The organism is Rhodopseudomonas palustris (genome assembly GCF_003226555.1).
Taxonomy (GTDB): domain Bacteria; phylum Pseudomonadota; class Alphaproteobacteria; order Rhizobiales; family Xanthobacteraceae; genus Rhodopseudomonas; species Rhodopseudomonas palustris_I.
Genome location: NZ_QKQS01000026.1, coordinates 17,899 through 44,045 on the forward strand (window position 1 = coordinate 17,899; position 26,147 = coordinate 44,045).

At 65.2% G+C, this 26,147-nt stretch carries 27 protein-coding genes; 12 read left to right on the top strand and 15 right to left on the bottom strand.

Annotated features, from left to right (window positions below):
• Nucleotides 1–141 precede the first annotated feature (141 nt).
• Nucleotides 142–3,021, bottom strand: a complete 2,880-nt coding sequence (locus tag DNX69_RS20455) for an EAL domain-containing protein (protein ID WP_165825299.1) — start codon at nt 3,019–3,021, stop codon at nt 142–144.
• 121 nt (nt 3,022–3,142) lie between these two features.
• Nucleotides 3,143–4,141, bottom strand: coding sequence for an NAD(P)H-quinone oxidoreductase (locus DNX69_RS20460; RefSeq protein WP_110787843.1), 999 nt, complete (start codon nt 4,139–4,141; stop codon nt 3,143–3,145).
• 113 nt (nt 4,142–4,254) lie between these two features.
• Here DNX69_RS20460 and DNX69_RS20465 point away from each other — a divergent pair, with 113 nt between their 5' ends.
• Together DNX69_RS20465 and DNX69_RS20470 are read left to right on the top strand one after the other, a co-directional pair.
• Nucleotides 4,255–4,446: a DUF1192 domain-containing protein gene (locus DNX69_RS20465; RefSeq protein ID WP_110787844.1), complete on the top strand. Its 192-nt coding sequence runs from the start codon at nt 4,255–4,257 to the stop codon at nt 4,444–4,446.
• 419 nt (nt 4,447–4,865) lie between these two features.
• Entirely contained in the window at nt 4,866–5,375 is a 510-nt protein-coding gene (locus DNX69_RS20470) for a DUF1465 family protein (RefSeq protein WP_110788196.1), read from the top strand.
• 211 nt (nt 5,376–5,586) lie between these two features.
• Here the strand turns inward: DNX69_RS20470 and rpmE are convergent, their stop codons facing one another.
• Nucleotides 5,587–5,814 (bottom strand): 50S ribosomal protein L31, encoded by a 228-nt coding sequence (rpmE, locus tag DNX69_RS20475; protein WP_011156453.1) that lies wholly within the window; start codon nt 5,812–5,814, stop codon nt 5,587–5,589.
• Nucleotides 5,815–6,010: 196 nt separating this feature from the next.
• Between rpmE and DNX69_RS20480 the strand changes: the two genes are divergently transcribed.
• Both DNX69_RS20480 and DNX69_RS26135 read left to right on the top strand, forming a co-directional pair.
• Nucleotides 6,011–7,915 carry an ABC transporter transmembrane domain-containing protein gene (locus DNX69_RS20480; RefSeq protein WP_110787845.1) on the top strand — a complete coding sequence of 635 codons (1,905 nt, stop codon included), beginning with the start codon at nt 6,011–6,013 and terminating at the stop codon, nt 7,913–7,915.
• Between the two features lie 179 nt (nt 7,916–8,094).
• Nucleotides 8,095–8,598 (top strand): hypothetical protein, encoded by a 504-nt coding sequence (locus tag DNX69_RS26135; RefSeq protein WP_133256032.1) that lies wholly within the window; start codon nt 8,095–8,097, stop codon nt 8,596–8,598.
• A gap of 1 nt (nt 8,599) precedes the next feature.
• Here the strand turns inward: DNX69_RS26135 and DNX69_RS20490 are convergent, their stop codons facing one another.
• The 4 genes from DNX69_RS20490 to DNX69_RS20505 form a co-directional block, all read right to left on the bottom strand.
• Nucleotides 8,600–8,836 (bottom strand): hypothetical protein, encoded by a 237-nt coding sequence (locus DNX69_RS20490; protein WP_110787847.1) that lies wholly within the window; start codon nt 8,834–8,836, stop codon nt 8,600–8,602.
• 37 nt (nt 8,837–8,873) lie between these two features.
• A complete protein-coding gene (locus tag DNX69_RS20495; protein WP_110787848.1) occupies nt 8,874–9,317 on the bottom strand; it encodes a GNAT family N-acetyltransferase in 444 nt (147 codons plus the stop codon).
• Between the two features lie 148 nt (nt 9,318–9,465).
• On the bottom strand, nt 9,466–10,491 hold the full coding sequence (locus DNX69_RS20500; protein WP_110787849.1) for a peptidoglycan -binding protein: 1,026 nt from the start codon (nt 10,489–10,491) through the stop codon (nt 9,466–9,468).
• A 220-nt stretch (nt 10,492–10,711) separates the two neighbouring features.
• A complete protein-coding gene (locus tag DNX69_RS20505; RefSeq protein ID WP_110787850.1) occupies nt 10,712–11,731 on the bottom strand; it encodes a flagellar motor protein MotA in 1,020 nt (339 codons plus the stop codon).
• A gap of 180 nt (nt 11,732–11,911) precedes the next feature.
• Between DNX69_RS20505 and DNX69_RS20510 the strand changes: the two genes are divergently transcribed.
• The 3 genes from DNX69_RS20510 (at nt 11,912) to DNX69_RS20525 (ending at nt 14,516) form a co-directional block, all read left to right on the top strand.
• Entirely contained in the window at nt 11,912–12,739 is an 828-nt protein-coding gene (locus DNX69_RS20510; RefSeq protein WP_110787851.1) for a DUF1295 domain-containing protein, read from the top strand.
• Nucleotides 12,736–13,761: an SAM-dependent methyltransferase gene (locus DNX69_RS20515; RefSeq protein ID WP_110787852.1), complete on the top strand. Its 1,026-nt coding sequence runs from the start codon at nt 12,736–12,738 to the stop codon at nt 13,759–13,761. Before DNX69_RS20510 ends, DNX69_RS20515 begins: the two co-directional genes overlap by 4 nt.
• A gap of 560 nt (nt 13,762–14,321) precedes the next feature.
• Complete coding sequence (locus DNX69_RS20525; RefSeq protein WP_110787854.1) at nt 14,322–14,516, top strand: hypothetical protein; 195 nt, start codon at nt 14,322–14,324, stop codon at nt 14,514–14,516.
• A 111-nt stretch (nt 14,517–14,627) separates the two neighbouring features.
• Here DNX69_RS20525 and DNX69_RS20530 read toward each other — a convergent pair whose 3' ends face one another.
• On the bottom strand, nt 14,628–14,837 hold the full coding sequence (locus DNX69_RS20530; RefSeq protein ID WP_110787855.1) for a helix-turn-helix domain-containing protein: 210 nt from the start codon (nt 14,835–14,837) through the stop codon (nt 14,628–14,630).
• 3 nt (nt 14,838–14,840) lie between these two features.
• The gene (locus DNX69_RS20535; RefSeq protein WP_110787856.1) at nt 14,841–15,416 is read right to left on the bottom strand and encodes a DUF2975 domain-containing protein; all 576 of its coding nucleotides are present in this window, start codon (nt 15,414–15,416) and stop codon (nt 14,841–14,843) included.
• 78 nt (nt 15,417–15,494) lie between these two features.
• Here DNX69_RS20535 and DNX69_RS20540 point away from each other — a divergent pair, with 78 nt between their 5' ends.
• Entirely contained in the window at nt 15,495–16,073 is a 579-nt protein-coding gene (locus DNX69_RS20540) for a hypothetical protein (RefSeq protein ID WP_110787857.1), read from the top strand.
• 218 nt (nt 16,074–16,291) lie between these two features.
• Here DNX69_RS20540 and DNX69_RS20545 read toward each other — a convergent pair whose 3' ends face one another.
• Nucleotides 16,292–16,894, bottom strand: a complete 603-nt coding sequence (locus DNX69_RS20545; RefSeq protein ID WP_110787858.1) for a UbiX family flavin prenyltransferase — start codon at nt 16,892–16,894, stop codon at nt 16,292–16,294.
• Nucleotides 16,891–18,429 carry a UbiD family decarboxylase gene (locus tag DNX69_RS20550; RefSeq protein ID WP_110787859.1) on the bottom strand — a complete coding sequence of 513 codons (1,539 nt, stop codon included), beginning with the start codon at nt 18,427–18,429 and terminating at the stop codon, nt 16,891–16,893. Before DNX69_RS20550 ends, DNX69_RS20545 begins: the two co-directional genes overlap by 4 nt.
• Nucleotides 18,430–18,544: 115 nt before the next feature.
• Here DNX69_RS20550 and ubiT point away from each other — a divergent pair, with 115 nt between their 5' ends.
• The 3 genes from ubiT to DNX69_RS20565 all read left to right on the top strand — a co-directional run bounded on the left by ubiT (nt 18,545) and on the right by DNX69_RS20565 (nt 21,057).
• Nucleotides 18,545–19,090, top strand: a complete 546-nt coding sequence (gene ubiT, locus DNX69_RS20555; protein WP_110787860.1) for a ubiquinone anaerobic biosynthesis accessory factor UbiT — start codon at nt 18,545–18,547, stop codon at nt 19,088–19,090.
• A gap of 3 nt (nt 19,091–19,093) precedes the next feature.
• Nucleotides 19,094–20,071, top strand: coding sequence for a ubiquinone anaerobic biosynthesis protein UbiU (gene ubiU / locus DNX69_RS20560; protein ID WP_110787861.1), 978 nt, complete (start codon nt 19,094–19,096; stop codon nt 20,069–20,071).
• A 65-nt stretch (nt 20,072–20,136) separates the two neighbouring features.
• Nucleotides 20,137–21,057, top strand: coding sequence for a U32 family peptidase (locus DNX69_RS20565; RefSeq protein ID WP_110787862.1), 921 nt, complete (start codon nt 20,137–20,139; stop codon nt 21,055–21,057).
• A gap of 441 nt (nt 21,058–21,498) precedes the next feature.
• On the opposite strand, the gene DNX69_RS20570 is transcribed toward DNX69_RS20565, so the two are convergent.
• A complete protein-coding gene (locus tag DNX69_RS20570) occupies nt 21,499–22,800 on the bottom strand; it encodes an alpha/beta hydrolase family protein (protein WP_110787863.1) in 1,302 nt (433 codons plus the stop codon).
• 81 nt (nt 22,801–22,881) lie between these two features.
• On the opposite strand from DNX69_RS20570, the gene DNX69_RS20575 reads away from it, so the two are divergent.
• On the top strand, nt 22,882–23,454 hold the full coding sequence (locus DNX69_RS20575) for a TetR/AcrR family transcriptional regulator (RefSeq protein WP_110787864.1): 573 nt from the start codon (nt 22,882–22,884) through the stop codon (nt 23,452–23,454).
• A gap of 28 nt (nt 23,455–23,482) precedes the next feature.
• On the opposite strand, the gene DNX69_RS20580 is transcribed toward DNX69_RS20575, so the two are convergent.
• The 3 genes from DNX69_RS20580 to DNX69_RS20590 form a co-directional block, all read right to left on the bottom strand.
• On the bottom strand, nt 23,483–24,271 hold the full coding sequence (locus DNX69_RS20580) for an inositol monophosphatase family protein (protein ID WP_110787865.1): 789 nt from the start codon (nt 24,269–24,271) through the stop codon (nt 23,483–23,485).
• A 103-nt stretch (nt 24,272–24,374) separates the two neighbouring features.
• Nucleotides 24,375–25,466, bottom strand: a complete 1,092-nt coding sequence (locus DNX69_RS20585; RefSeq protein ID WP_110787866.1) for a tetratricopeptide repeat protein — start codon at nt 25,464–25,466, stop codon at nt 24,375–24,377.
• Nucleotides 25,467–25,482: 16 nt separating this feature from the next.
• Nucleotides 25,483–26,142 (bottom strand): thiamine phosphate synthase, encoded by a 660-nt coding sequence (locus tag DNX69_RS20590; RefSeq protein ID WP_110787867.1) that lies wholly within the window; start codon nt 26,140–26,142, stop codon nt 25,483–25,485.
• Nucleotides 26,143–26,147 lie beyond the last annotated feature (5 nt).

A 26,147-nucleotide genomic window follows, 5' to 3' on the forward strand; every position in this document is an offset into this window, starting at 1 on the left:
CGCCGCCCTTACTCCATCCCGAACTCACCGCCGTACTGGATCGCCCGCCTACGCGGGCGATGACGTGGGTGTTTCGGGAGGGCGCGGCGGCTACAAGCCGCCACGATTTGCCATCCGCCACGTGCTGACAGCGTAGTCGCCTCAGCTCGCCGCCGCCAGACGCTGTTCTTCGGTCAGCAGTCTCATCGCCGCGTCCGCATCCATCGGTTCGCCGAAGGCGAAGCCCTGGGCGTATTCGCAGCCGAGCTGGTACAGCTCCACCGCGTCCGAGTCCGTCTCGGCGCCTTCCGCCACCACGTCCATGCCGAGATCGTGCGCCAGCGCGATGATCGACTTCAGGATCACCGGGCGGGTGCCGCGGCTGGTGGTGCGGACGAACGACTGGTCGATCTTGATGGTGTCGAACGGGAAGCGCTGCAGATAACTCAGCGACGAATGCCCGGTGCCGAAATCGTCCAGCGACAGCCCGACGCCGAGCTCGCGGATCCGCTGCAGCATCTGGGCTGCGTGCTCCGGATTCTCCATCACCAGCGACTCGGTGAGTTCGAGCTTCAGCGTGCCGCGCGCCACCGACGAGCGCGACGTCACGGTGCGGATGTCGTGCAGCAGGTCGTGGCGCAGCAGCTGCCGCGACGACACGTTGACGGATGCGAACAGCGGCTCGCGGGCGCGCATCGCACGCTGCCAGATCGAGAGCTGCTTGGCGGTCTGGTCGAGCACGAAGGTGCCGAGCTCGACGATCAGCCCGATCTCCTCGGCGATCGAGATGAACTCGCTCGGCGACATCCGGCCGAGCTTGGGATGATCCCAGCGTGCCAGCGCCTCGAACCCGGCGATCGAGCGGTCTTCCAGTCGCACGATCGGCTGGTACAGGATGGTGATTTCCTGGCGTTCGATCGCCCGGCGTAGTTCGGATTCCAGCGTCAGCCGGTCGGATTTGCGCGCCCGCATCGCCGGCTTGTAGACGTCGATGCGGTCGCCGCCGATCCGCTTCGAATGATACATCGCCAGCTCGGCGTCCTTGATGATCTCGTCGGACAGCTGGGTCTGCGGGTCGCTCAAAGCGAGGCCGATTGACGCGGTGAGGAAGATCTCGCGGTCGTTGAACGCGATCGGCGCCTTGATGGTCTTGCGGATGGTCTCGGCGAAGGCGGTGATCTTGGCCGGGTCCTGCTCCGACATCAGGATCAGGCCGAACTGATCGCCGGCGATCCGCGCCAGCGTGTCCTGCGGCTTGAGGATGCGGCTCAGCCGGCGCGCCAGCGTCAGCAGGATGGAGTCGCCGACCGCAATCCCGACCGAGTCGTTGACCTGCTTGAAGCGGTCGAGGTCGATCACCATCAGGGTCGGTCGCAGCGTCGGCATGGTCTTGGCGAAATTCGCCACCGCGCCGAGCCGGTCGATGAACAGCTTGCGGTTGGGCAGGCCGGTGAGGTTGTCGTGCACGCTGTCGTGCAGCATCCGCTCTTCGGCGTTCTTGATCTCGGTGACGTCGGTCAGAGTCCCGACCACCCGGGTGACTTCGCCGTCGGTGCCGACGACCGGGCGCGCCTTCAGCGAGAACCACATGAAGTGGCCGTCCGGGGTGCGCAGCCGGAAGTCCTGGGTCAGGCGGCCGCGGCGCTGGTCGAGCACCGAATCCAGTGCAGCGCGGAAGCGGTCCTGATCGAGCGGGTGCAGCACTTCCAGCCAGCTCGCCGCCGAGCCTTCGAGCGCGCCGCGCTTGAGGCCGAGCAGGGCTTCGGTCTCGGGGCTGGTGAACACCTTGTCGGCCGAGACGTCCCAATCCCAGATCAGGTCGCCTGAGCCGATCAGTGCCAGCGCCCGGCGCTCGACGTCGGAGATCACCCCGCCCGCGGCGCCGCCGCCGGCAAACGCGTGCTGCATCACGGTGAATCCGATCAGCATCACGATCAGCACCAGACCGCCGAGCAGCGCCGGGCCGACGATGTCGTTGGTGACGGCGCCGGCGACCGCCATGCCGGATGCCACCACCCAGACCACCAGCAGGAACCAGGTCGGGATCAGCAGCACCGCGCGGTCGAAGCCGTGGGTCGACAGATAGACGATCAGCGCGAAGCCCGCGAACGCGATCAGCACCAGCGAAATGCGCGCGATGCCGGACGCCACCGCAGGGTCGAACAGCGCAAGTCCGACCAGCGAACCGAGGAAGGCGAGCCAGCCCAGCGTGATGTGCGAATAGCGCACGTGCCAGCGGCTGAGATTGAGATAGGCGAACAGGAACACCAACAGGGTCGCGGCGAGGATCGCCTCGCCGGAGGCGCGCCACACCCGTTCGGCGCCGGACGACATGTCCAGCACCTTGCCCCAGAAGCCGAAATCGATGCCGATATAGACCAGCACGGCCCAGGCCAGCGCCGCGGCGGCCGGGAACATGATGCTGCCCTTCACCACGAACAGGATCGTCAGCACCAGCGCCAGCAGGCCGGAGATGCCGATCACGATGCCCTGGTACAGGGTGAACGAGTTGACCTTGTCCTTGTAGGCCTCCGGCTCCCACAGATAGAGCTGCGGCAGCTTGTCGGTGCGCAGTTCGGCCACGAAGGTGATCACCGAGCCGGGATCGAGCGTGACGCGGAAGATGTCTGCGGTCGGGCCTTCCTGCCGCTCGGGGCGGTCGCCGGTCGACGGCGTGATGGTGGCGATCCGCGACATGCCGAGGTCGGGCCACAGCAGTCCGGAGCCGACCATGCGGTAGTGCGGCGCCACGATCAGACGATCGAGCTGATCGTCAGAGTTGTTAGCGAGCGCAAACACAACCCAATTCTGGCCGCCTTCGCGGGCGCGAACCTCGACGCGGCGGACGATGCCGTCATTGCCGGGCGCGGTGGAAATCTGAATCCGGTCGTTGTCGCTGTGCAGATGCTCGAGCACACCGGTGAGGTCGATCGCCGGTGCGTCGCTTCGAACGCTGACGGCATCGAGGGCGTGGGCTTGCGGGGCAGCCGCAACCATCATCACGCCCAGCGCCAGCAGCGCGAGGCATCTGATCAGACGCAAGTCGGTTCTCCGCGTTCACACCGGGGCGAACGGCGCGGCCCCGCGCACCGTGAGCAACCGATAGATGACATGAAAGCGAGTGGAAACATAGACTTTACAGCGAGCCCGGGAGTTGCCCTACTCACACGGTCAACACAATTTTGCCAATATGCTGGCTGGTTTCCATTCGCCGATGGGCATCGGCGGCCTCGCGTAGCGCGAAGGTGCCGTCGATCAGCGGCTTGATCTTGCCCTGGGCGAGCAGCGGCATCACTTTGGCTTCGATCGCAGCGACCATCGCGGCCTTGTCGGCGTTGGAGCGGGGCCGCAGCGTCGAACCGGTGTGATGCAGCCGCTTGATCATCAGCTTGACGAAGTTGACGTTGGCCTTGGCGCCGCCGAGAAACGCGATCTGGACGATGCGGCCATCCATCGCGGCGGCGTCGTAGTTGCGCTCGATGTAATCGCCGCCGACCATATCGAGGATCACTTCGACGCCGTTGCCGCCGGTCGCTTCCTTGACGGCGGCGACGAAGTCCTCGGTCTTGTAATTAATGGCGCGACTGGCGCCGAGCTTCAGGCAGGCGTCGGCCTTGTCCTGCGAGCCGACGGTGGTGATCACTTTCGATCCGAGCGCGACCGCGAGTTGGATCGCCATCGTACCAATCCCGGACGAGCCGCCGTGTACCAAAAGGGTTTCGCCAGGCTGCAAGCCGCCGCGCTCGAACACGTTGTGCCACACCGTCATCAGCGTTTCCGGCGTGGCGCCGGCTTCGGTCATCGAGAACGCCGCCGGCACTTTCATCGCTTGGCCGTCCTGGGCGATGCAATATTCCGCGTAGCCGCCGCCTGCCACCAGCGACATCACCTTGTCGCCGAGCTTGTGCCGGGTGACGCCGTCGCCGAGCGCCACCACTTCGCCGGCAATTTCCAGCCCCGGCAGATCGCTGGCACCGGGCGGCGGCGGGTAACTGCCGGAGCGCTGTGCCACGTCGGGACGGTTGACGCCCGCGGCGGCGACCTTGACCAGGATCTCACCTGGACCCGGCTGCGGCACCGCACGCGTCTCGGGCAGCAGGACTTCGGGGCCGCCGGGCTTGCTGATCCCGACCACGGTCATTTGCGAAGGGATCGGTTCCATGGTTTTTCCTTGGCTGGCGAGGCGGGTGGGTGTCATCTGGCGGAGCAGGCTGTGATTAGACAGCCGGAGGGCGGCTGGCAACCGCAGCGGATCACGAAGCGGCGAGGGACGACATGGCGATCGAGGACGACGACAAGCCGAAGACCAAGACCAGCCACGACATCGGGCAGGATTTGTCGCTCTTGTCGGTCGAAGAACTCAGCGGGCGGATCGCGCTGCTGCAGGCCGAGATCGCCCGGCTCGAGACCGCGCTGAAGATGAAGCGCGCGACCCGCGAAGCAGCGGATCGCATCTTCAAATCATGAACGAAAAGTTGATAGCAGGCGTGAAGTTGTCTCATGCTGGGACAATCTGCGCCGGCCGCGTCATGGCAAACAGAGCGTAAACAAATTCGCTTGTTTACGCCCGATTAAGCTTTCCGGCTTATTACTGTGGATGTCCATCTTTGGACCGAGTGGCTCCTGTCCACTCTGTTTTGACGCCTCCCTGTTATCAACTTAAAAGCCGCCGGAAACGGCGGCTCTTTTTTGGCCTCGGGATCGTCCGCAGTGCCGGCGTCACGCTTTGGTCATTGACCGCCACAATGCTGTCTCTGAAGCTGCGTTAACCTTTGCGCGCGGGTCCGCTGGACTCCGGGCGAGGGCGGCGTAATGATTTGTTCATCATAAGCCGGTGCGCAGCTTCGCGAGCCGGCAGAAGTACTCGGTAGTGTGAGGCGTTGATCATGTCTGATGTCGCGCAGGGCGAAGCCGCCTTGGTGGTGCTCAGCGAGCGGCTGACCAGTTCGGCCGCTTTCACGGCCCTGTTTCGGGAGGGGATGGACCTGGTCGAGGAGACCGCCGCCTATCTCGACGGCAATGGCCGCGCCGAGGCCAAGCTGCTCGATCGGGCCGTGAGCCTCACCTACGCCACCGAGAGCATGCGCCTGACCACCAGGCTGATGCAGCTCGCGTCTTGGTTGCTGCTGCACCGGGCGGTCAAGGAAGGCGAAATGACGCTGATCCAGGCCAACCGGGAAAAGACCAAGGTGAAGCTGTCCGCCGCCGATCCCGGCGCGCCGGACGTGCTGGAACGCTTGCCGGAACAACTGCAGTCGCTGATCGCGCGGTCGATGAACCTGCAAAGCCGGATCCGCCGGCTGGATTCCAGCATGCACACCCCGCCGGAACCGATTGCGGTCGGCAATCCGCTGGTCTCCCAGCTCAATATGCTGAAGGCGGCGTTCGAAAACTGACGCCGCTGCGCCCGTTTCGGTTGGTCTCAAGTCGCTATGGCCGGGCTCGTCCCGGCCATTGGCGTTTTGAACGCCGGCACGGCTCGATTCCCTCGTCCCGAAGTCCAGTGGCGGCCCGATCCGCCAACGCAAAACGCCCCGCGCGAGCAGGGCGTTTGTCGTATTGGGCCTTGAAGAAGCGGCGAGCAGCCGGGCAAAGCCGGCGGCCGGCTCAATCCTTCTTGAGGAAGCCCGAGAACTTCTTCTGGAAGCGCGACACGCGACCGCCGCGGTCCAGCACCTGCTGGGTGCCGCCGGTCCAGGCCGGATGCGACTTCGGGTCGATGTCGAGGTTCAGCTTGTCGCCTTCCTTGCCCCAGGTCGACCGCGTCTGGTACTCGGTCCCGTCGGTCATGACGACGGTAATGGTATGATAGTCCGGGTGAATCTCGGTCTTCATGGGTGATCCCTTGCGCTCGCCGGCGCCTGCATCGCGATGATTTCGGGCGAATTTGCCGGCTCTATATCCCAGCCACGCCGCCTGCACAAGGCACCGCACACGATCTGGTGACCGGGGTGTACCGGATTTGCCACCCGCGGCGATTGCGGCCTATGTGATGCCGGCTGAAGCGTCACCATCGATTTGGCAGTTTCGAATGACATCACCGAACAAACCGCAGAGCTCCAACTCCGACGCGTCGGCGATCACTCTGTCGCTGGATGCGATCGCAGCGACCGAAAACGTCGGTCCGCGCACCGGTACATTGCGAGCCGATGCCGATCCGAGCCAGGTCGAGGAGGTGGCCGCGGTCGCCAAGCGCAGCCGGTTGAGGCCGCTGCTGGCGCTGATGCCTTACGTGGCACGCTATCGCGGCCGCGCGACGCTGGCGCTGATCGCGCTGATCGCTGCTGCCGTGACGACGCTGGTAGTGCCGGTCGCTGTGCGACGGCTGATCGATTTCGGCTTCAGCGCCGAAGGTGTCGCGCTGATCAACAGCTACTTCACCGTGATGCTCGGCGTCGTCGCTGTGCTCGCGATCGCCAGTGCGGCGCGCTATTATTTGGTCATGACGATCGGCGAGCGGATCGTCGCCGACGTCCGCCGCGACGTGTTTCGGCACCTGACCGCGCTGTCGCCGGCATTCTTCGATTCTGCGCGCAGCGGCGAATTGATCTCGCGGCTGACGGCCGATACCACGCAGATTAAATCCGCCGTCGGCGCTTCGGTGTCGATCGCACTGCGCAACATGCTGCTGTTCGTCGGCGCGATCGCGATGATGGTGGTTTCGAGCCCGCGCCTGTCCGGCTTCGTGCTGGCGGCGATTCCGCTGATTGTGATCCCGCTGGTGGCGTTCGGGCGCTGGGTGCGCCGGCTGTCGCGCAACGCGCAGGACACCCTGGCCGATGCTTCCGCCTATGCTTCGGAGCTGGTCGGCGCGATCCGCACCGTGCAGGCCTATACCAACGAGCGCGTCGCCAATGCGCGGTTCGGTGGTGCCGTCGAGCAATCCTACGACGCGGCGCGCAGTTCCACCGCGGCGCGGGCGCTGCTCACCGCGATCATTATCTTCATCGTGTTCGCCAGCGTGGTGGCGATCCTGTGGGTCGGCTCGCACGATGTCGCCACCGGCATCATGACGCCGGGCCGGCTCGGTCAGTTCATTCTGTACGCGGTGTTTGCGGCCTCCAGTCTCGGCCAGCTCAGCGAGGTGTGGGGCGAAGTGTCGGCGGCCTCGGGCGCCGCGGAACGGCTGTTCGAGATTCTGCGCGTGAAGCCTCAGATCGCCGCGCCGGCGCAACCGAAGGCGCTGCCGATGCCGGTGCGCGGCGAGGTGGTGTTCGACAATGTCTGCTTCTCCTATCCGACCCGTCCGGACTTCCGGGCGCTGGACGGGCTGTCGCTGACCATCCGGGCCGGCGAGAAAGTGGCGATCGTCGGCCCCTCGGGCGCCGGCAAGAGCACGCTGTTTCATCTGTTGTTGCGGTTCTACGACCCGATCTCCGGGACGGTCTCGCTCGACGGCGTCGCCATCAATTCCGCCGATCCGCAGGCGGTGCGTGAGCGGATCGCGCTGGTGCCGCAGGACTCGGTGGTGTTCGCTGCGACCGCGCGTGACAACATCCGGTTCGGTCGTGACGACGCGATCGAGCTCGATGTCGAGCGGGCCGCTCAGCAGGCCCATGCCACCGAATTCATCTCACGCCTGCCGGAAGGCTTCGACACCATGCTCGGCGAGCGGGGCGTGACGCTGTCCGGCGGCCAGCGCCAGCGGATCGCCATCGCCCGCGCGATCCTGCGCGACGCGCCGCTGTTGCTGCTCGACGAGGCAACCTCCTCGCTCGATGCCGAAAGCGAAGTGCTGGTGCAGACCGCCCTGCAGCAGTTGATGCGCGATCGCACCACGCTGGTGATCGCCCATCGCCTTGCCACCGTGCTGTCGTGCGACCGCATCGTGGTGATGGAGCACGGCCGCATCGTCGAACAGGGCACCCACGCCCAACTCGTCGCCCGCGGCGGCCTCTACGCCCGTCTCGCCAAGCTGCAGTTCGAGGCGGCGTAGGGTAACGTATTTTGTGGGCCACAAGGCAAATGGAACCTGCGTGGCGGTTCTCCAAATCTTTTTCTGGTTATCTAAACTCCTCGCAATTCGTTTTCGGCTTCTCAGTGACACAAGTCCCCATCGAGCTCGATGCTATACTGCAAGAGATAGATCGGGCTTTGTCGGCTCGACTGTATTATTTGGCCATCGCCGTCTCGCTTTCCATTCCTGATATCTGCGCTTGCTTAGAATGTGATGCATCTAAGCCGATCTGGGCAACCCCAGAGAAGTATGTGTCGTGGTGCGAAAGAAATTTGGAAGGCAGATTCCGGAATGTAGCTGCAGTCGATCTTTTTAGGCTACGCGGCGGGGTTCTGCATCAAGGGCACTTTCACCATCCTAAATCGCGATTTGATCGGGTTATGTTCATTGGTCCCGAGTCAACGATCAAGATGCACGACGTCGTCATCGAGGTTGCTGCCGGGGTCGAATTTGGCGGAATTTCCGCGGCAAGTTTGAAGCTGGAGGGACGATTACTTCAGCTTGACGTGGTCGCCTTCTGCGAGACTATCCGAGATGCAGCGCGCGATTGGATCATTTCTAATGTTAATGATAAGAATGTAGCCGCAAATCTGAAAAATCTTGTCCGTTACAGGCCGAACGGCTTTCCACCGTTCTCAGTGGGCGTCCCAACCATAGCTTAGCTTAGCTGAGCTTGATAGTCGCACTGGCCCACACGGCACTGAGGTGCGCGTCACTGGCGAATTCCCCGCGCACCGCGGCGGCCTTGGAGCGTTCGATCGCAGTACGCTCGTCGTCCGACAGCTCGACAACGACGTTATCGTCGCCGGTGAGCTGCAGCACCACCCGCGCAATATCGTCCTGCAGTTCGGCAGGAAGACTGCGGGCCAGTTCCAGCGCTTGATCGAGCAGCTTGGTCATCGCTTGAGACTAGCAATTCTCGGCAGCTTGCGGAAGCTCAGGGTCGCCACAGCATGTTCAGCACCGGCCGGCCGGAGCTGTTGAGCTCCTCGCCGGTCACCGCGAAGCCGTTGCGGCGGTAGAACTTGATGGCGCGGTAGTTGTCGGCGTTGACCTTGAGGGTGACTTCAGTGGGCGAGCGCCGCTTGGCCTCGTCCACCAGCGCTTCGGCGACACCCCATCCCCAGTGTTCGGGTTCGACGACGAGCTGGTCGAGATAGCCGGCCGCATCGATGGTGACGAAGCCGATGAGCGCGGTGCCCTGTTCGGCGACGATGATCGCCGCCTGCGGCACCAATTCGGTGTGCCAGCGCTCGCGCCACCACTCGACCCGCTTGGTGAAGTCGATCGCAGGATAAGCGAGCTGCCAGGTCCGCAGCCACAGCGCGATCGCGGGGGCCTCGTCGGCTTCGGTGTAGGGGCGGAGGGTGAAGGTGGGCATCGCCGTCACCAAGTGCCGTCATTCCGGGGCGGGCGCAGCGCAGCTGCGCGCGAGCCCGGAATCTGACACGCGCACCGATCGAGATTCCGGGTTCGCCGCTTCGCGGCGCCCCGGAATGACCATCGTGGGGTCGACGACAAGAACAACCTCACCGCTCCGTCAGTTTCAATTCGATGCGGCGGTTGCGCTTGTAGGCGTCTTCGGTGTCGGCGGTGTCGAGCGGCTGGAATTCGGCGAAGCCGGCGGCGACCAGGCGCTGCGCCGGCACGCCGAGCGAGATCAGATACTGCACCACCGAAATCGCTCGCGCGCTGGACAGCTCCCAGTTCGACTTGAAGGCGCCGGTGATCGGCCGCTTGTCGGTGTGGCCGTCGACCCGCACCACCCATGGGATCTCCGCCGGGATCTTTCGGTCGAGCTCCTTGAGTGCGTCGGCCACCTTGTCGAGTTCGGCGCGGCCTTCCGGCAGCAGCACTGCCTGGCCGGTGTCGAAGAACACCTCGGACTGGAACACGAAGCGGTCGCCGACGATCCGGATGTCGGGGCGATCCCCGAGGATGGCGCGCAGGCGGCCGAAGAACTCCGAGCGGTAGCGCGACAGCTCCTGCACCCGCTGCGCCAGCGCGACGTTCAGCCGCTGACCGAGGTCCGCGATCTTGTTCTGCGACTCCTTGCCACGCTTCTCGGAGGTGTCGAGCGCCTCTTCCAGCGCCGCAAGCTGGCGGCGGAGCGCAGCGATCTGCTGGTTCAGCACCTCGACCTGGGCCAGCGCCCGGGCCGAGATCTGCTTTTCCGAATCCAGCGCCTTGCCCAGTTCACCGGCCCGGCCGGCAGCGTCGTTGCCGGCGCCGGCGAGGCCGTCATACAGGCCCTTGACCCGGTCGCGCTCCCTCTCGGCGGCCGACAGCCCGGCACGCATCTGCGCGAGCTGTTCTTCGAGATTGAGCTTGCCGAGCTTTTCCAGCGACAGGATGTCGTTGAGCTGGGCGATCTTGGCGTTCAACTCCTGGAGCGCCTTGTCCTTGCCGGTGACCTCCTGCGACAGGAAGAACTGCACCACCAGAAACACCGTGAGCAGGAACACGATGCCGAGGATCAGCGTCGACAGCGCATCGACGAAGCCCGGCCAGTAGTTGAAGCCGGTCTCCTGCCGGCGGCCGCGAGCGAGCGCCATCACCGCGCTCCCTTGAGCCGCATCGCCGCCGTAGGCATGGCGCGCTCCCTCGCCCCGCTGTTGCGGGGAGAGGGTCGGGGTGAGGGGCGACGCAGGCACTGAATCTCGGCCACGCAGAGGCGCCCCCTCACCCGGATCGCATCTGACGATGCGACCCGACCTCTCCCCGCGCGCGGGGAGAGGTTAAGCGGTGCGCGTTGCTGATGCAGCGCCGCAGCCATCAGCTCTTCTCCGGCTCGCGCACGGTTTTCTCGGGCTTGCGGACCAGTTCGGACAGCAGCTCCTTGATCTCGCGGTTCTGCTCGCCCTGGGCATCGGCCCATTCGCGGATCATCTGCTGCTCGTTGCGCATATGCGCGACCAGGCTTTGGATCGCATTGGCGAGGTTGGCCATCGCGGCGGTGGTGGCGCGGTTGGCGCCGCCGTCTTCCATGGTGAGCCGCAGCCGCTCCAGCGCGGCCTGCAGATCGGCGCTGCCGGAAAGCACGCCGTCGCCGGCCGAGCTACGCACCGTCGAGGCCAGCCAGTCTTCGAGGTCGGTATAGAATCGGTTCTGCGCCTGGCTCGATTGTAAATCGAGGAAGCCGAGGATCAGCGAACCGGCGAGACCGAACAGCGACGATGAGAACGAAATCCCCATGCCGCCGAGCGGGGCGGCAAGGCCCTCCTTCAGCGTGTCGAACAGCGAGCCGGCGTCCCCGGTGACTTTCAGGCTGCCGATCACCCCGCCGATCGAACCGACGGTCTCGATCAGGCCCCAGAAGGTGCCGAGCAGGCCGAGAAACACCAACAGCCCGGTCATGTAGCGCGAGATGTCGCGCGCCTCGTCGAGCCTTGTGGCGATCGAATCGAGCAGGTGCCGCATTGTCTGCGGCGAGATCGCGATTCGCCCGGAGCGTTCGCCGCCGAGGATCGCCGCCATCGGCGCCAGCAGGCTCGGGCGCCGGTCGAGCGCCAGCCCAGGGTCGTTGATGCGGAAGTTGTTGACCCAAGCGACCTCGGGATACAGCCGGATCACTTGGCGGAAAGCCAGCACGATGCCGATCGCCAGCACCGCGCCGATCAGGCCATTGAGGCCGGGATTGGCCATGAACGCGGCCAGCACCTGCTTGTACAGCACCACCACGATCAGGCCGCACAGCACCAGGAACACCAGCATCCGCACCAGGAAGATTCGCGGCGACGACAGCTTGTCGAGTTCGATCTCCATCGCGTGGCGCGGGGAAGGGCCTGAAGCCATCGTCGGTTTGGTCTCCGGTTTGCCGGAAGCGGCTGTTTCACCCAATATGGCACAGCACGGGGCGGAAGAAAGCCGTCGCGGCGGTTATCCGCTTCCGCGTTGAGCGGGAACTCGAATCGAAACGCCGATGCGGTCCGGCACGTATCTGCCGTCTCAGCATGGCAGTCGAACGACGGGTGGATGATGACAGTTACGTATCTCGGGGCATTGGCGGGAATCGCGGTGGCGCTGGCGGTGTTGATGGCGGGCGCCTGGGTGGTGCAGCAGCGGACCGGCAATTCCGGCTGGGTCGACACCATCTGGACGTTCTCGCTCGGGCTCACCGGCGCCGCCTCGTCGCTTTGGCCGATCGGCGGCACCGCGCCGGACGCGCGGCAATGGTTGGTGGCGGTTCTGGTCGCGGCATGGTCGCTGCGGCTCGGCTCGCACATCGCCGCCCGCACCCGGCACATCACCGACGATCCGCGCTACGCCGCCTATGCCGCCCAGTGGGGCGCGGACGCGCCGAAGAAAATGTTCTTCTTCCTACAGAATCAGGCCTACGGCAGCATCCCGCTGGTGTTCGCGATCTTCGTCGCCGCCCACGCGCCGGCCGGGAGCTTGCGGCTGCAGGACTATCTTGGTGTGCTGATCCTGATCGTCGGCATCGCCGGCGAAGGGCTGGCCGACTCTCAGCTCAAGGCGTTCCGCGAAGATCCGGCCAACAAGGGCAAGGTCTGCGACGCCGGGCTGTGGGGCTGGTCGCGGCATCCGAACTACTTCTTCCAGTGGTTCGGCTGGCTGGCTTATCCGGTGATCGCGATCCCGTTCGCCGAGCCGCTGTCCTATTTCTGGGGCTACGCGGCGCTGCTGGCGCCGCTGTTCATGTATTGGATCCTGGTGTACGTCACCGGCATTCCGCCGCTCGAGGAGCAGATGCTGCAATCGCGCGGCGACCGCTATCGTGACTATCAGGCTCGAACTTCGATGTTCTTTCCGCTGCCGCCGCGGCGCTCCGGCGCATCATGAACGCACTCGCCTCGCTGATCGATATTGCCGAGCGGGCACCGCTGCCGGACGCGGTGATCCGCCTCGGCATCCGGGCGCTGTGCGCGCGGACTGCCGCCAAGATGGCGCAGGGCAATCAGGCGACCGATGCCGCGTTCGCGGAGGCGATGGCCGCGCGCGCGGTGGCCGAACACACCGACGCCGCCAACGCCCAGCACTACGAGGTGCCGGCGGCGTTCTTCGGCAAAGTGCTCGGGCCGCACCGCAAATATTCGTCCTGTTTCTATCGTGATGCCGAGACCACGCTGGGGCAGGCCGAGGCGGAGGCGCTGCGGCTGACGATCGAGCACGCCGACCTGCGCGACGGACAGGCGATCCTCGAGCTCGGCTGCGGCTGGGGTTCGCTGTCGCTGGCGATGGCCGCACGGTTTCCCGATGCGCGGATTCTGTCGGTGTCGAACTCGGCGTCGCAGCGGCAGTACATCGAGGCCGAGGCGGCTGCGCGGCGCCTGACCAACCTGCGCGTCGTGACCTGCGACATGAATGCGTTCGAGCCGGACGAGACCTTCGATCGGGTGGTTTCGGTCGAGATGTTCGAGCACATGATGAACTGGCGCAAGTTGATGGCCTGGATCCGCGGCTGGCTGAAGCCGGGCGGGCTGTTCTTCATGCACATCTTCAGCCATCGCCGCGGCGCTTACTTGTTCGACCGCGCCGATCGGGCCGACTGGATCGCGCAGCATTTCTTCACCGGCGGGGTGATGCCCAGCCACCGGCTGATCCAGCAATATGCCGATCTGTTCAAGATCGACGAGCAATGGCGCTGGAGCGGCCGTCACTACCAGCGCACGGCGGAAGACTGGCTCGCCAATTTCGATCAGCATCGGGGCGAGATCGAAACCATCCTGCGCCCGGTCTACGGCGACGACACCGCATTGTGGATGCGGCGCTGGCGCTGGTTCTTCCTCGCCACCTCCGGCCTGTTCGGCTACGCCGACGGCGACGAGTGGGGCGTCAGTCATTACCGCCTGAAGCCGGCCTGATGGCGATGTGGCGGGGCGCGACGTGTTGTCGCTCTGCGCGTGCCGCGCAGTGCTCGGCTGCCGGATCCCTGTCGTGGTCTGCACGCCGCGATGCATTCACAACACGGTGAGTAAAGCCGTCGGAACCGCCCCAAGCGGCGCAAAATCCCGTTTAATAGACAGCTAACTACATGGAACTAATCGGTTCTTGGTTGTAGCGCCGGCCCGGCAAAATTGATCCGGCGCAATGCGGGCGGCGGTACTTTCCGTAGTTTCGCTTCGACGAAAGCAGGAGGTGTACCGTGTTTCTGGATTCTGTCGGATCGCTTGTGTTGTTCCTGACGTGCGCCGTCGGCCCTGCGTTGATCGCGTATCTGGTCGTGGACGATCTGTGGCGGAAGGCGACCCAGCGTGCCCAACCGCAGCCCCCGGCTCCGGTGGTAACGGCCAAGCAGCCTGCGAAGCGTTTCGGCTGGTTCGCCTCGGCGCACTGAGTTCGGCGAACTGTACTTAGCATTCAGGACGGGCGCACCCGCCGTCCAACATTCCGGGTGCTTATCGCAAACAGTGAGGAAAGAGCCTTGACCATTGTTGCATTGATCGCAGCGATCTACGGGCTGGTCGGCCTGATCGGTCTGGTGGCCTTGATCATCGGCGGCCGTGAGGTCGTGGCGCAGAGCGCGCACTGGAAGCGCTTCGACGACGCCCATTATTGGGACGAAGCGGCGGAAGACTGGCGGCCGCACGAGCACTCCGCTCGGGCCGCGACCGCCTGATCCAACGTCGAACGGACCTGCGCCGACCGAACGGCGCAGACTTGAAAATTCGAAGGCCGACATCTGCGCGTCCGCAGATGCCGGCCTTTTCTTGTTCGCTCGTTGTCCGGCCTAACTGTCCGAGACGTACTCGAGAATGTCGCCGGGCTGACAGTCGAGCACAGTACAGATTCGCGACAGCGTCTCGAACCTGATGCCCTTCACTTTGCCTGATTTGAGCAGCGACACGTTCTGTTCGGTGATGCCGATCTGCTCGGCCAGCTCCTTCGAGCGCATCTTTCGCTTCGCCAGCATCACGTCGAGATTGACCACGATTGCCATCGATCAGACGAAGCTCGCATTCTCGTCGGCGAGCCGCGTCGCCTCGCGCATCACCGTGGCGACTGCGATCAGCACGCCGCCGACGATCACCGAGACATAGTCGTTGCTCGATAGGGTCAGCACCAGCAGCCGCTGCCCTGGCGGATTGCCGAGCGACAGCGCCAGCGCCAAAGCGGTGGCAGTGATCGGGCCGAGCGCGCCTTGCGCCAGCACTGCGATGCCGAAGCGCTGCAGGTGAGTGGCGGCCGTGGCGGTGAACACCTGGCCACAGGCGAACTCGCCGAACAGCGCCCGCACATTGACCAGCCCCCACAGCATCACCACGATCGGCACGGCGATGATGATCGCCGCCAGCGTCTGATTGCCGGCATCGAGCGGCAGCCGATTGCCGATGTCGCCGAGCTTCGCCAGCAGCAGATTGCGTGCCCAGCTCGGCACCACGAAGGCGGCGCCGACCAGCGCGACAATCAGCACGATTCCGACCGTGGTCACCCATTCCATCGCCCGCGACAGCCGCACCAGCTTCGCCGACGCGGGGCCGGCCAGTCCGATCGGGGAGCTCGATAGTCGTGCTTGCATTGCGCCTCTCCATCGTCTATTTCGAGATTTAATTATCGTAGAACGATAATTTATCATCGTCAAGATAGGATGAGCGTCATGCGCTTCCCCGCTGTGTTGAAACTCGCCGTCGCCGCCCTGGCGCTCGGCGTCCTCACCGCCTGCAGCTCCGTTCCAGTGACGTCGATGGTCAAGCTGGCGCGCACCGACCTGTCAGCGACCGATCCAGCGGCGCTGCGCATTGCCGTCCGGTTGCCGCAGGGCCTGCGGCCACGCCGCGTGACGCTGCGGATCACCATCGCGGTGGGCTCCGACAAGCGCGAGCACGCGTTCGTGCTCACCGAGCTCGACGATCCAGCCGAGCTGCTGTCCCTGGCGGGCGAGGTGACGAACGGCACCATGATCTACGCCTTCCGGATCGCGCCGGCGGATGTGCCGAAACTGCTGGCCGTTCGCGACGAAATGGCCGCCCACAAGGCGAAGGGCGAACGCGGCTCGCTGATCATCGGCGTCGGCGCCGAAGCGTGCCGCATCGGCACGCTGCCGGCGAGGACGCTGATCACCACCTATCTGAAGACCGAGCAGCCCGGCGATTTCTTCCCGCTGACCAGGGATGTGGATCTGCGCAAGGATGTGCCGAAGGAGGCTGTGCCCGAACGCATTCCGCTGTGTGGCTAACGCGCGCGCGGCCTAACCTCTCCCCGCGCGCGGGGAGAGGTCGACCGGCGAAGCCGGGCGGGTGAGGGGGCGTCTCCGCGCGTCCGAACGTCTCGACCTGTTAGTTCGTAAGTCCCGATGACCGCCATCCGCGCTCGGCCGCGTGGAAACGCCCCCTCATCCCACCCTTCTCCCCGCGCGCGGGGAGAAGGAGCAGGCAGTGCATCGAAGGATGCGGCTCAGTTTTTCGGACAGGTCGGCGGTGTTTCGTCGGACCATTCGGGCGCAGACAATTCCAGGTCGTTCAACCCGAGCAACCCGATCGCGCGCAGCGCCATGTGGTCGATCATTTCGGCGATCGAGCGCGGCCGCTGATAGAACGCTGGCGAGATCGGCGCGACGATGCCGCCGATTTCGGTGACCTGCGCCATGCTGCGGATATGGCCGAGATGCAGCGGCGTCTCGCGCAGCAACAGCACGAGCCGGCGCCGTTCCTTGAGCTGGACGTCGGCGGCGCGGACAAGAAGGTTGTCGAGATCGCCATGGGCGATCGCCGAAAGAGTGCGGATCGAACATGGCGCCACGATCATGCCGGCGGTGCGGAACGAGCCCGAGGCGATGCTGGCGCCGACGTCGTCGATGTCGTGGTGGCGATGCACCAGGTCGATGGCGTGATCGAGCGCGTTCGGCCCGACCTCGTAGGCGATGGTCCGCCGTGCGGCTTTCGACACCACCAGATGTAATTCGCAATCGACGGAAGCGAGCAGTTCGATCACACGCAGCCCGACCGCGGCGCCCGAGGCGCCGCTGACGCCGACGACGATGCGATGCCGCGCGCTCATCGGATCAGCCGGCGCTGCCCGGCGGCCGGCTGATGTTGCGGCGACAGCCCGAGGCTCGACCATATCGCATCGACCCGCGCGATCACGTCTTGGTCCATCTCCAGCACTTTGCCCCACTCCCGCTCGGTCTCGGTGCCGATCTTGTTGGTGGCGTCGATCCCCAATTTGCCGCCGAGGCCGGATTTCGGCGAGGCGAAGTCGAGATAATCGATCGGCGTGTCGCTGATGGCAACCATGTCCCGCGAGGTATCGCAGCGCGTCGACACTGCCCACATCACGTCGGCCCAGTCGCGGACGTCGACGTCGTCGTCGACGATGATCAAGAGCTTGGTGTAGCTGAACTGCGGTAGCATCGACCACAGCCCCATCATCAGCCGGCGCGCCTGGCCGGGATAGCGCTTCTTGATCGAGGCCACCGCGATCCGGTAGGAGCACGCCTCCGGCGGCAGCCACAGATCGACGATCTCGGGGAATTGCCGCCGCGCGACCGGGAGGAATACGTCGTTGAACGCCTCACCGAGCCGCGACGGCTCGTCCGGCGGCCGGCCCGTATAGGTCGACAGATAGATCGGATGCCGCCGCATGGTGATGGCGGTGATCCGCATCACCGGGAATTCCTCGACCGCGTTGTAGTAGCCGGTGTGGTCGCCATACGGCCCCTCCGGCGCGGTTTCGGTTGGCGACACAAAGCCTTCCAGCACGATCTCGGCATCGGCCGGCACGCTGATCGGAATGGTCTGGCACGGCGTCAGGCTCGGCCGCTCGCCGCCAAGCAGTCCGGCGAATTTGATCTCCGACACCGTCTCCGGCAGCGGCAGCACCGCGGACAGAATCATCGCCGGATCGGCGCCGATCACGATCGCCACCGGCATCTCGCGCTTCTCGGCCTTCCATTGGTGGTGATGCTTGGCGCCGCCGCGATGCGCCAGCCAGCGCATGATGAGCCGGTCCTTGCCCAGCACCTGCATCCGATAGACACCGACATTGTCGGTGCCGTGCGCGCCGGGCGGCGGCTTGGTGAAGACGAGGCCCCAGGTGATCAGCGGTGCCGGTTCGCCCGGCCAGGGGATCTGTACCGGCAGCCGGCCCAGATCGACCGCATCGCCGGTCAGCACCACTTCCTGCACCGGCGCGGATTTGGCCAGCTTGGGCCGCATCGCCAGTGCAGCCTTGGCCATCGGCAGTTTGCTGAGCGCGTCGGTCAGGCTTTGCGGCGGGGCCGGCTCTCGCATTTCGGCGAGGGCCTCGCCGAGTCGCGACAGATTCTCCGGCAGAATGCCGAGACCCCAGGCCACCCGTTCGACCGTGCCGAACAAATTGACCAGAATCGGCATCTCGGACGGTGTGCCGTCGGCCTTGATCGGATTCTCGATCAGAAGCGCCGGACCGCCGGCATGCAGCACACGGCGATGAATCTCGGTGAGGTCGTGAACCACCGACACCGGCTTGCGGATGCGGTGCAATTGTCCGCGGGATTCGAGATAGGCGCTGAACGCCCGCAGATCCGAAAACGGCGGTTTGACGCGGTTCAGCATGATGTCTCCCTGCGGAGACCATTGGTCAGCACTTGCCATCGACCCTGTCTTTGATCAGGCGCAAAGAAGTACCGTCGGGGCCGGGCTACGCGAATTGTTCACGATAAGGTGGCCCATGTCGGTATCCAATTCGTCCGTCTCCAGGATGCCCGCGCCGCTTGCCCTTGCGACGCGGGTGTTGCCGCTGTTGCCGCTGCAGGTGCTGCTCGGAATCTGCTTGCGCGAAATTCGCGCACGCCATCCCCGGATCTTCGATCGCCTCGGTCCGCACACCGGCAAGCGTTACGGCCTCGCGCCGACCGATCTGCCGATCGCGTTCGTGCTCGAACCGCGGCGGATGAATCCGCGGGTCACGGTGGTGCGCACGTTGCCCACCAACATCCACGCGCGGATCGCGGGGCCGCTGTCGGCGCTGATCGGCATGACCGACGGCTCCTACGACGGCGACGCGCTGTTCTTCTCGCGCGACATCGAGATCGATGGCGACATGGAAGCCGTGGTCGCGCTGCGCAATGCGATCGACGATTCTCGGGTCGATTTCCTGAAAGAGTCGGTGGCGTGGTTCGGCCCGCTGGCGGCGCCGATCGAACGAATCCTGCGCAGCCTGGTGGGCGCGCAGCCGAGCTATCGCGAAGAGCTGGGTGTCGGAGGCGGAGGTTAGAGCATGGAACTGATCTGTCCGGCTGGCACGCCCGCGGCGCTGCACGATGCCGTCGCCGCAGGTGCCGATGCGATCTATTGCGGCTTCAACGACGAAACCAACGCGCGCAACTTTCCGGGGCTGAATTTCAGCCGCGAGGAAATGCGGGAGTCGATCGCGCACGCGCATCGCTACGGCACCAAGGTGCTGGTGGCGATCAACACCTTCGCCCGCGCCGGCAATGTCGAGCTGTGGCAGCGCGCGGTCGACGACGCAGTCGAAGCCGAGGCCGATGCGCTGATCCTCGCCGATGTCGGCGTAATGGATTACTGCGCCAAGACCCATCCGGAGCAGCGGTTGCACGTCTCGGTGCAGGCGGCCGCCGCCAATCCGGATTCGATCCGGTTCTATGTCGACAGCTTCAACGCCCAGCGCGTGGTGCTGCCGCGCGTGCTCAGCGTTCAGGAAATCGCCGCGATCACCAAAGAGGTAAAGGTCGAGACCGAGGTCTTCATCTTCGGCGGCCTGTGCGTGATGGAGGAGGGGCGCTGCTCGCTGTCGTCCTACGCCACCGGCAAGTCGCCCAACATGGACGGCGTGTGTTCGCCGGCCGCCTCGATCCAGTATCGCGAGCAGAACGGCTCGCTGGTGTCGCGGCTCGGCGAGTTCACCATCAACAAATTCGCCAAGGGCGAGGCCGCAGCCTATCCGACGCTGTGCAAGGGCCGCTACCAGACCGACGAAGGTTGCGGCTATCTGTTCGAAGATCCGGCCAGCCTCGATGCCACCACGATGCTGCCGGACCTGCGCGCCGCCGGCGTCGCGGCGCTGAAGATCGAAGGCCGCCAGCGTGGCCGCGCCTATATCGAGCGGGTGGTGAAGACCTTCAAGGACGTGCTCGCCGCACTCGATGAGGGACGGCCGCTACCGGTCGACGCGCTGCGTGGCCTCACCGAAGGCCAGTCCACCACCACCGGCGCCTACAAGAAGACCTGGCGCTGACAGCAAAGGCGCCGACGCCCGTCGGCGCCGAGTGATTTTTCGCGAACCACAGCGAGGCTACTCCCATGCAACTCACGCTTGGACCGGTGCTGTTCAACTGGAAGCCGGAAGAGTGGCGCGACTTCTATTTCCGCATCGCCGACGAAGCGCCGGTCGACACCGTCGTGGTCGGCGAGGTGGTGTGCTCGAAGCGCCAGCCGTTCCTCGAGGAGCACATCCCGGCGGTGGTCGAACGCCTCGCCGGCGCCGGCAAGAAAGTGCTGATGGGCTCGCTGGTGCTGATGTCGCTGCCGCGCGAGCGCAAGGCAATGGCCGAGCTCGCCGCCGACGACGGCTTCATGATGGAGGTCAACGACCTCTCCTGCCTCGGCATGCTCGGCGGCAAGGCCCACGCCATCGGTCCGTTCGTCAACATCTACAACGAGTCGACCGCTGCGTATTTCGCCTCGCGTGGCGCGAGTCGGATCTGCCTGCCGCCGGAGCTGCCGCTGTCGGCGATCCGCAGTATCGCGGGGTCGCTGCCCGACGTGTCGTTCGAGGTGTTCTCGTTCGGCCGGGTACCGCTGGCGATCTCGGCGCGCTGCTACCACGCCCGGCTCAACAAGCTGGCGAAGGACAATTGCAAGTTCGTCTGCGAGCAGGATCCCGACGGCCTCGCCGTGACGACGCTCGACGACGAGCCGTTCCTGGCGATGAACGGCGTGCAGACGCTGTCCTACACCTGCGCCAGCCTGCTCGGCGACATCGACAAGCTGAAGGACGCCGGCGTTTCTTCGATGCGGCTGTCGCCGCAGCAGTGCGAAATGGTGGCGGTCGCCAAGCTGTATCGCGACGTCATCGACGGCAAGATCGCAGTGGCCGAAGGCGCGCAGAAGCTCGACCAGCTTTATCCGCTGAAGAAGTCCAACGGCTTCCTGTTCTCGAAGCCCGGCGCCGCGTTTGTCACCGACTCGGGCGACGTGCGGCGGATGGTGCCGGCGGCGTAAGTACTGCCACTATTTGAAGCTCGGTGCCGTTTCAACACCAACAACCGTCATCCTCCGCGCAAGCGGAGGATCCAGTACGGCGATGCGCCGATGCTTGAAGCAAAGCTCTAGAATACTGGATCGCCCGCCTGCGCGGGCGATGACGACCGATCCGGTGGCACCGCGGACCAGCACTCGGTTCCGTCATGAGCGGGCTCGACCCGTGCATCCATCACGCGCGTCAGCGCGTACTCAACAGCATCATTTGACGAAGATGAATCGCCGGGACGAGCCCGGCGATGACCGCTCGCTTGGTTCGAAGAGGGAGCGCGCTCTCAGCCCGTTAAGTCAGCGGCTTCAATATTCTGCACCTCGCCGCCACCAAGGTCATCGACCATGGTGGGTACACCGGATGTCGCCGGCGACGTTAATCCCCGGGGCGCTCAGCCGGGCCGATTGCCGCTAGCCGAGCGTCTCGTCGAGCCAATCGAAGATTCGGGCGAAAGCCAATCGGTTGGCTCCGACTTGGCAATGCGCGCCGGCACCTTCCGCCGTCGTGAAACGGATCAAGGTCTTACGACAGGTCAGGTGATCGTACAGTTGCTGTGGCTGTTGTTTGAAGAACAGATCGGCCTCGGCCTCGCAAACCAGCGTCGGGCAAGTGATCGCCTCCGCCACCCCATTGCGAAGATTGTAGTCGAGCATCTTGGCTAGGAAAGCGCGTGGTGACGCGGCGCCGGTCGACCACATCCCGTGCTCGTAGGCCCAGCGGAAAGTCGTCGACGTCTTCATTTGCTGCACCAGCATCTGATCGATCGCTGGCGCTTGATCCGCTTTCAACCCCGACAGGAAGCCTTCGAGTTTTTCAGGCGGAACGTTCGCTTTGAAGGTGGCGGAAAAATCGTAGACGCCGTCATTGGCAATCAGAGCCGCAAGGCGCTTCTCGTAGGCGGCCGCTCGCGGGGCCAATAACCCGCCCAGGCTGATTCCCATCAGCGCCAAGCGTTTCGGATCGACGTCGGGCCGCGTCAGCGCGAAATCGACCACCGGACCGACCACATTTTCCCAATCCGGCCTGAAGACGAGGCCGTCGCGATGCAGCGGGCCATATTGGCCGGGGCCGTCAAAAGCCAGCACATTATAGCCGCGTTCGACTGCCGCGCGTGCGCCGAACACATGCATCTCTTCAGCTGAACCGTCGAAGCCGGTATGCAGGATCAGAGTCGGACGCCCGCCAGGGCGGCCGGCTGAGTGGAAATAGCCGGGCAGCGTGCCGGTCCCGTATGGGATTTCGACGGGTTCGATGGCCGGTTCGTGCATCCTGGCGGCTTGGCCGTAGCATTCCACCGACCGCTTATAAGCCCGCAAAACCCTGGCGTCGTGCGGGCTTCCGTGCAGGAAGAAATCGGAGCACTGGTAGTAGGTCGCCGCGCGCAACAGACCATCTCGCGCGCTGACCCGATGGCCCCGCGCCAACTGTCTGGACGCTTCCTCGGCAACACGGTCCGCGGTCGCATTCCATGCTGCGTACCAGCTATCCACGTCGCCAGCTTGGATGCTGTTGGCCGTCGCCAGAACTTCGCCAAATGATGAGCCGCCGTATTCTCCGGCTCCGATCGCGCGCAGCGTCTCGTACCAGAACTGATTATCGCTGGGAAACAGCAGCCGATCGACCGGAGGCGAGCCCGCCGCCGCTGGCGCGTGGCCAGCGTTGGTGAACAGAGTTGCAAGTGAAGTCGCGGCGAGAAAGAAACGACGATCCATGGGGAATGCTCCTGTAACGAGCCACCATGATAGGCATCGAGGAACGTTATTGCAAAATTTTTTGCGTTAAGGACTGTCGCGATGCAGCGTAATTCTCCTAAATCCCGACCCGGCGGTCGCGCGGCGAGGACAAAAACTGCTACGTTTCAAGCAGTTGTGGAGCTCGTCGCGGAAAAGGGACATGGGGCGGTAAGCATGACCGACGTGGCCGAGCGAGCCGGAGTGGCGGCGACGAGCCTCTATCGGCGCTGGGGAGACATCGGCTCGCTGATCCGCGAGGTCGCGGTCGAGCAGTTGATGCGCGACTATCCCATTCCCGACACGGGATCGATCGAGGGCGATCTCCGCCAGTGGGCGCGATCGATCGCTTTGACCTTAAGCCGGCCCGAAGGTTCGTCTTTCTTTCGCGCTTTCGTCGCCACCGCCACGCCGACACATGCCGGGACCGTGGCGCCGCCGGAAGCGCTGGCACGGCGGATCGAGCAGATCGAGCAGATGCTGGCGCGCGCGAATGCCCGCGGCGAACGCGCGCTCGCCGTCGATGACGTCATCGACTTTCTGCTCGCCCCGCTCTTCGTGCGCGCGCTCTTCGGCACGCCGCTCGACGAGGAAGCGGCCGAGGCTCTAGCCGAAAGGTTGCTGAAGAGATGCTGATGCAGAAGGAGGGCTGACCACGAGCCTCTCAGCTCAGCGGCTTCAGGATCCGCACCAGTTCGGCGTGGATGGTTTCGTTGCCGCAGACGATATCGCCGGTCTTGAGGACGTCGCCGCCATTGATGTCGCCGACGGTGCCGCCGGCTTCGCGGATCATCACGATGCCGGCCGCGATGTCCCACGGCGACAGATTGCGTTCCCAGAAGCCATCGAAGCGGCCGGCCGCCACCGCGGCGAGATCGAGCGAGGCGGTGCCGAACCGGCGCATGCCGGCGACCTTTGGCTGCAGGGCCGCCATCTCGCGCTGGTTCTGCGCGAAGTTGCCGCGGCCGAGATGCGGCAGGCCGCAGCCGATCACGCAGTCGGGGAGTTCGCGGCGGTTGGCGACACGCAGCCTGGAGTCGTTGAGGAATGCGCCCTTGCCGCGCTCGGCGATGTACAGTTCTTCATTGGCCGGATTGTAGATCACGCCGGCGATCATGGTGTCCTCGCGCTCGAGCCCGATCGAGATCGCGAAATGCGGGATGCCGTGCAGGAAGTTGGTGGTGCCGTCGAGCGGGTCGACGATCCAGCGATGGCTCTTGTCGGCACCTTCGCGCGTGCCGCCTTCCTCGCCGAGGAAGCCGTAGCCCGGCCGCGCCTTGGTCAGGTCCTCGTACAGCATCTCCTCGGCCCGCTTGTCGGCGCGGGACACGAAGTTCGCCGGTCCCTTGAGCGAGACCTGGAGATTCTCGATCTCGCCGAAGTCGCGCTTGAGGCTGCGGCCGGCGCGGCGCGCGGCCTTGACCATGACGTTGATGAGGGCGGAATGGATCATGGTCTGGTCTCGTGACGACCTGCGAACGGGTCCGGTCTGGAAGGGATTGTGAGGGGATTGCCGGCGAAGGGGTGCCCGTTGCGGGGCCCGGCGTCAACCCGGATCATTTGGCGCCGCCGATCCAGCTGCGGGCCGCTTCTTCGGCCTTGGCACGATCTTCCGACGACATCTGCGCCAGGGTCTGGTCGAGCAACAGATCGCCCTTGCCGGCGGTCTTGGCGACCAGGTGCCATTTCATCGCCTCGACGATGTCGCGCGTCGCTCCTTGGCCGGTGACCAGCACATGGGCGAGGCGGTTCTGCGCGATCGGATTGTTGGCGCGTGCGGCTTTGCGCAGCAGGGCCACGGCGGCCGGCTCGTTCTTCGGGGTGCCGGTGCCGTTATAGAGCGCGATCGCGTATTCGACCTGGGCCGGGACGTTGCCGGCGAGCGCGGCAGCCTGCAGCAGCCGCACCGACTGCTCGACGTTCTTGGGCACGCCGGTCCCTTCCTTGTAGAAGGTCGCCAGCGCGTATTGCGCTTCCGCATTGCCGGCATCGGCGGCGATCCGGAGCAGCTCGGCGGCCCGCTTGACGTCCTGCGGGAAGGTCTGGCCGTCGAGATACAGCAGCGCCAGATTATAGGCCGCCTTCGGCTCGCCGAGCTTGGCGGCCTGCGCCAGCCATTTGGCGGCTTCCTCGCGGTTCGGCGGGCCACCGCGGCCGCCCATCCGCGCCATCGCGAGGGCAAACATCGCCTCGCGGTCGCCGAGATCCGCCGCGCGCTGGTACCACTCGACCGCCTTCTTGTAGTCGCGCTTGACGCCGAGGGCGTTGGCATAGAGTTCGCCCAGCATGGTCATGGCTTTGGCGTCGTTGTCGGCGGCGCGCTTCTGCGCCAGGTCGAACGCGGTCTTGTAGAAGCCGCGCTGATAGGCGCCGTAAACCAGATCGACATTGGGATCGTCGGCATCGGCCGCGCCGGCGCCGGTCGCAGCCTTGGCGTCGGCCTTGTCCTTGTCTTTGGCCTGGGCAGCGGGGGACTTGGCAGCTGGGGACTTGGCAGGGGCCGGCGGCTTGGGCTTCGGCTTTTCCGGCTCCAGCGGCTTCGGGAACGGGTTCGCAGAAGACGGCGGCGACAGCGAGATCTGCGCCGTGGCACCGGTTGCAAACAGCAGCGAAGCCGCAACAATCGCGAATGCGCGCAGCGCCTTCATCGTCAAATCCAATGTGTCATTGCCGGGGGGCGGCAGCGAAGCCTTGGCGAAGCGCTTCGCCGGCGTCCGCCAGCGCGGCCGTGGGATCGTCGGCGCTCCAGATGAAGTCGCCCACCAGCACGAAATCGGCACCTGCTGTGGCGAATTGATGGACGTCGTCGCGGCTGGTCGCATAGCCGATGCACGGCGGCTCGAACAGCTCCGCCCACCAGTCCAGCCGCTCGGCGATCGCGTCCGCCGACGGCCGGGTGCCGTCGGTTCCGGGTTCGCCGAACAGCACGTAATCGGCGCCAGCTTCGCCGGCGATCATCGAATCATGGCGGGTTTCCAGCCCGCCGACCCCGGCGATGCGGGATGGCTGCAATTGCGGCAGCCACTCCTGCATTGCTTCGAGGCCGGTCAGATGCGCCCCATCGGCGCCGCCGCGGGCCACCAGATCGGCGTGGCCGTCGACCAGGAGCGCCGCGCCGCCCGCCTGCACCACCGGCGCCACCGCCTTGATCCGCGACGTCAGGGTGCGCGGATCGGACGGTTCCAGCCGCAGCAGCACCGCCGCCACATCGGCGGCAGCGAGCAGCTTCGGCAGGGCTGCGACAATCGCAGCGGGATCGGCGATCACCGGCGTCGCCAGATACAGGCGCGGCGCCGGACGCGATGGGGCGGGCTTGGCGTTCATTGCGG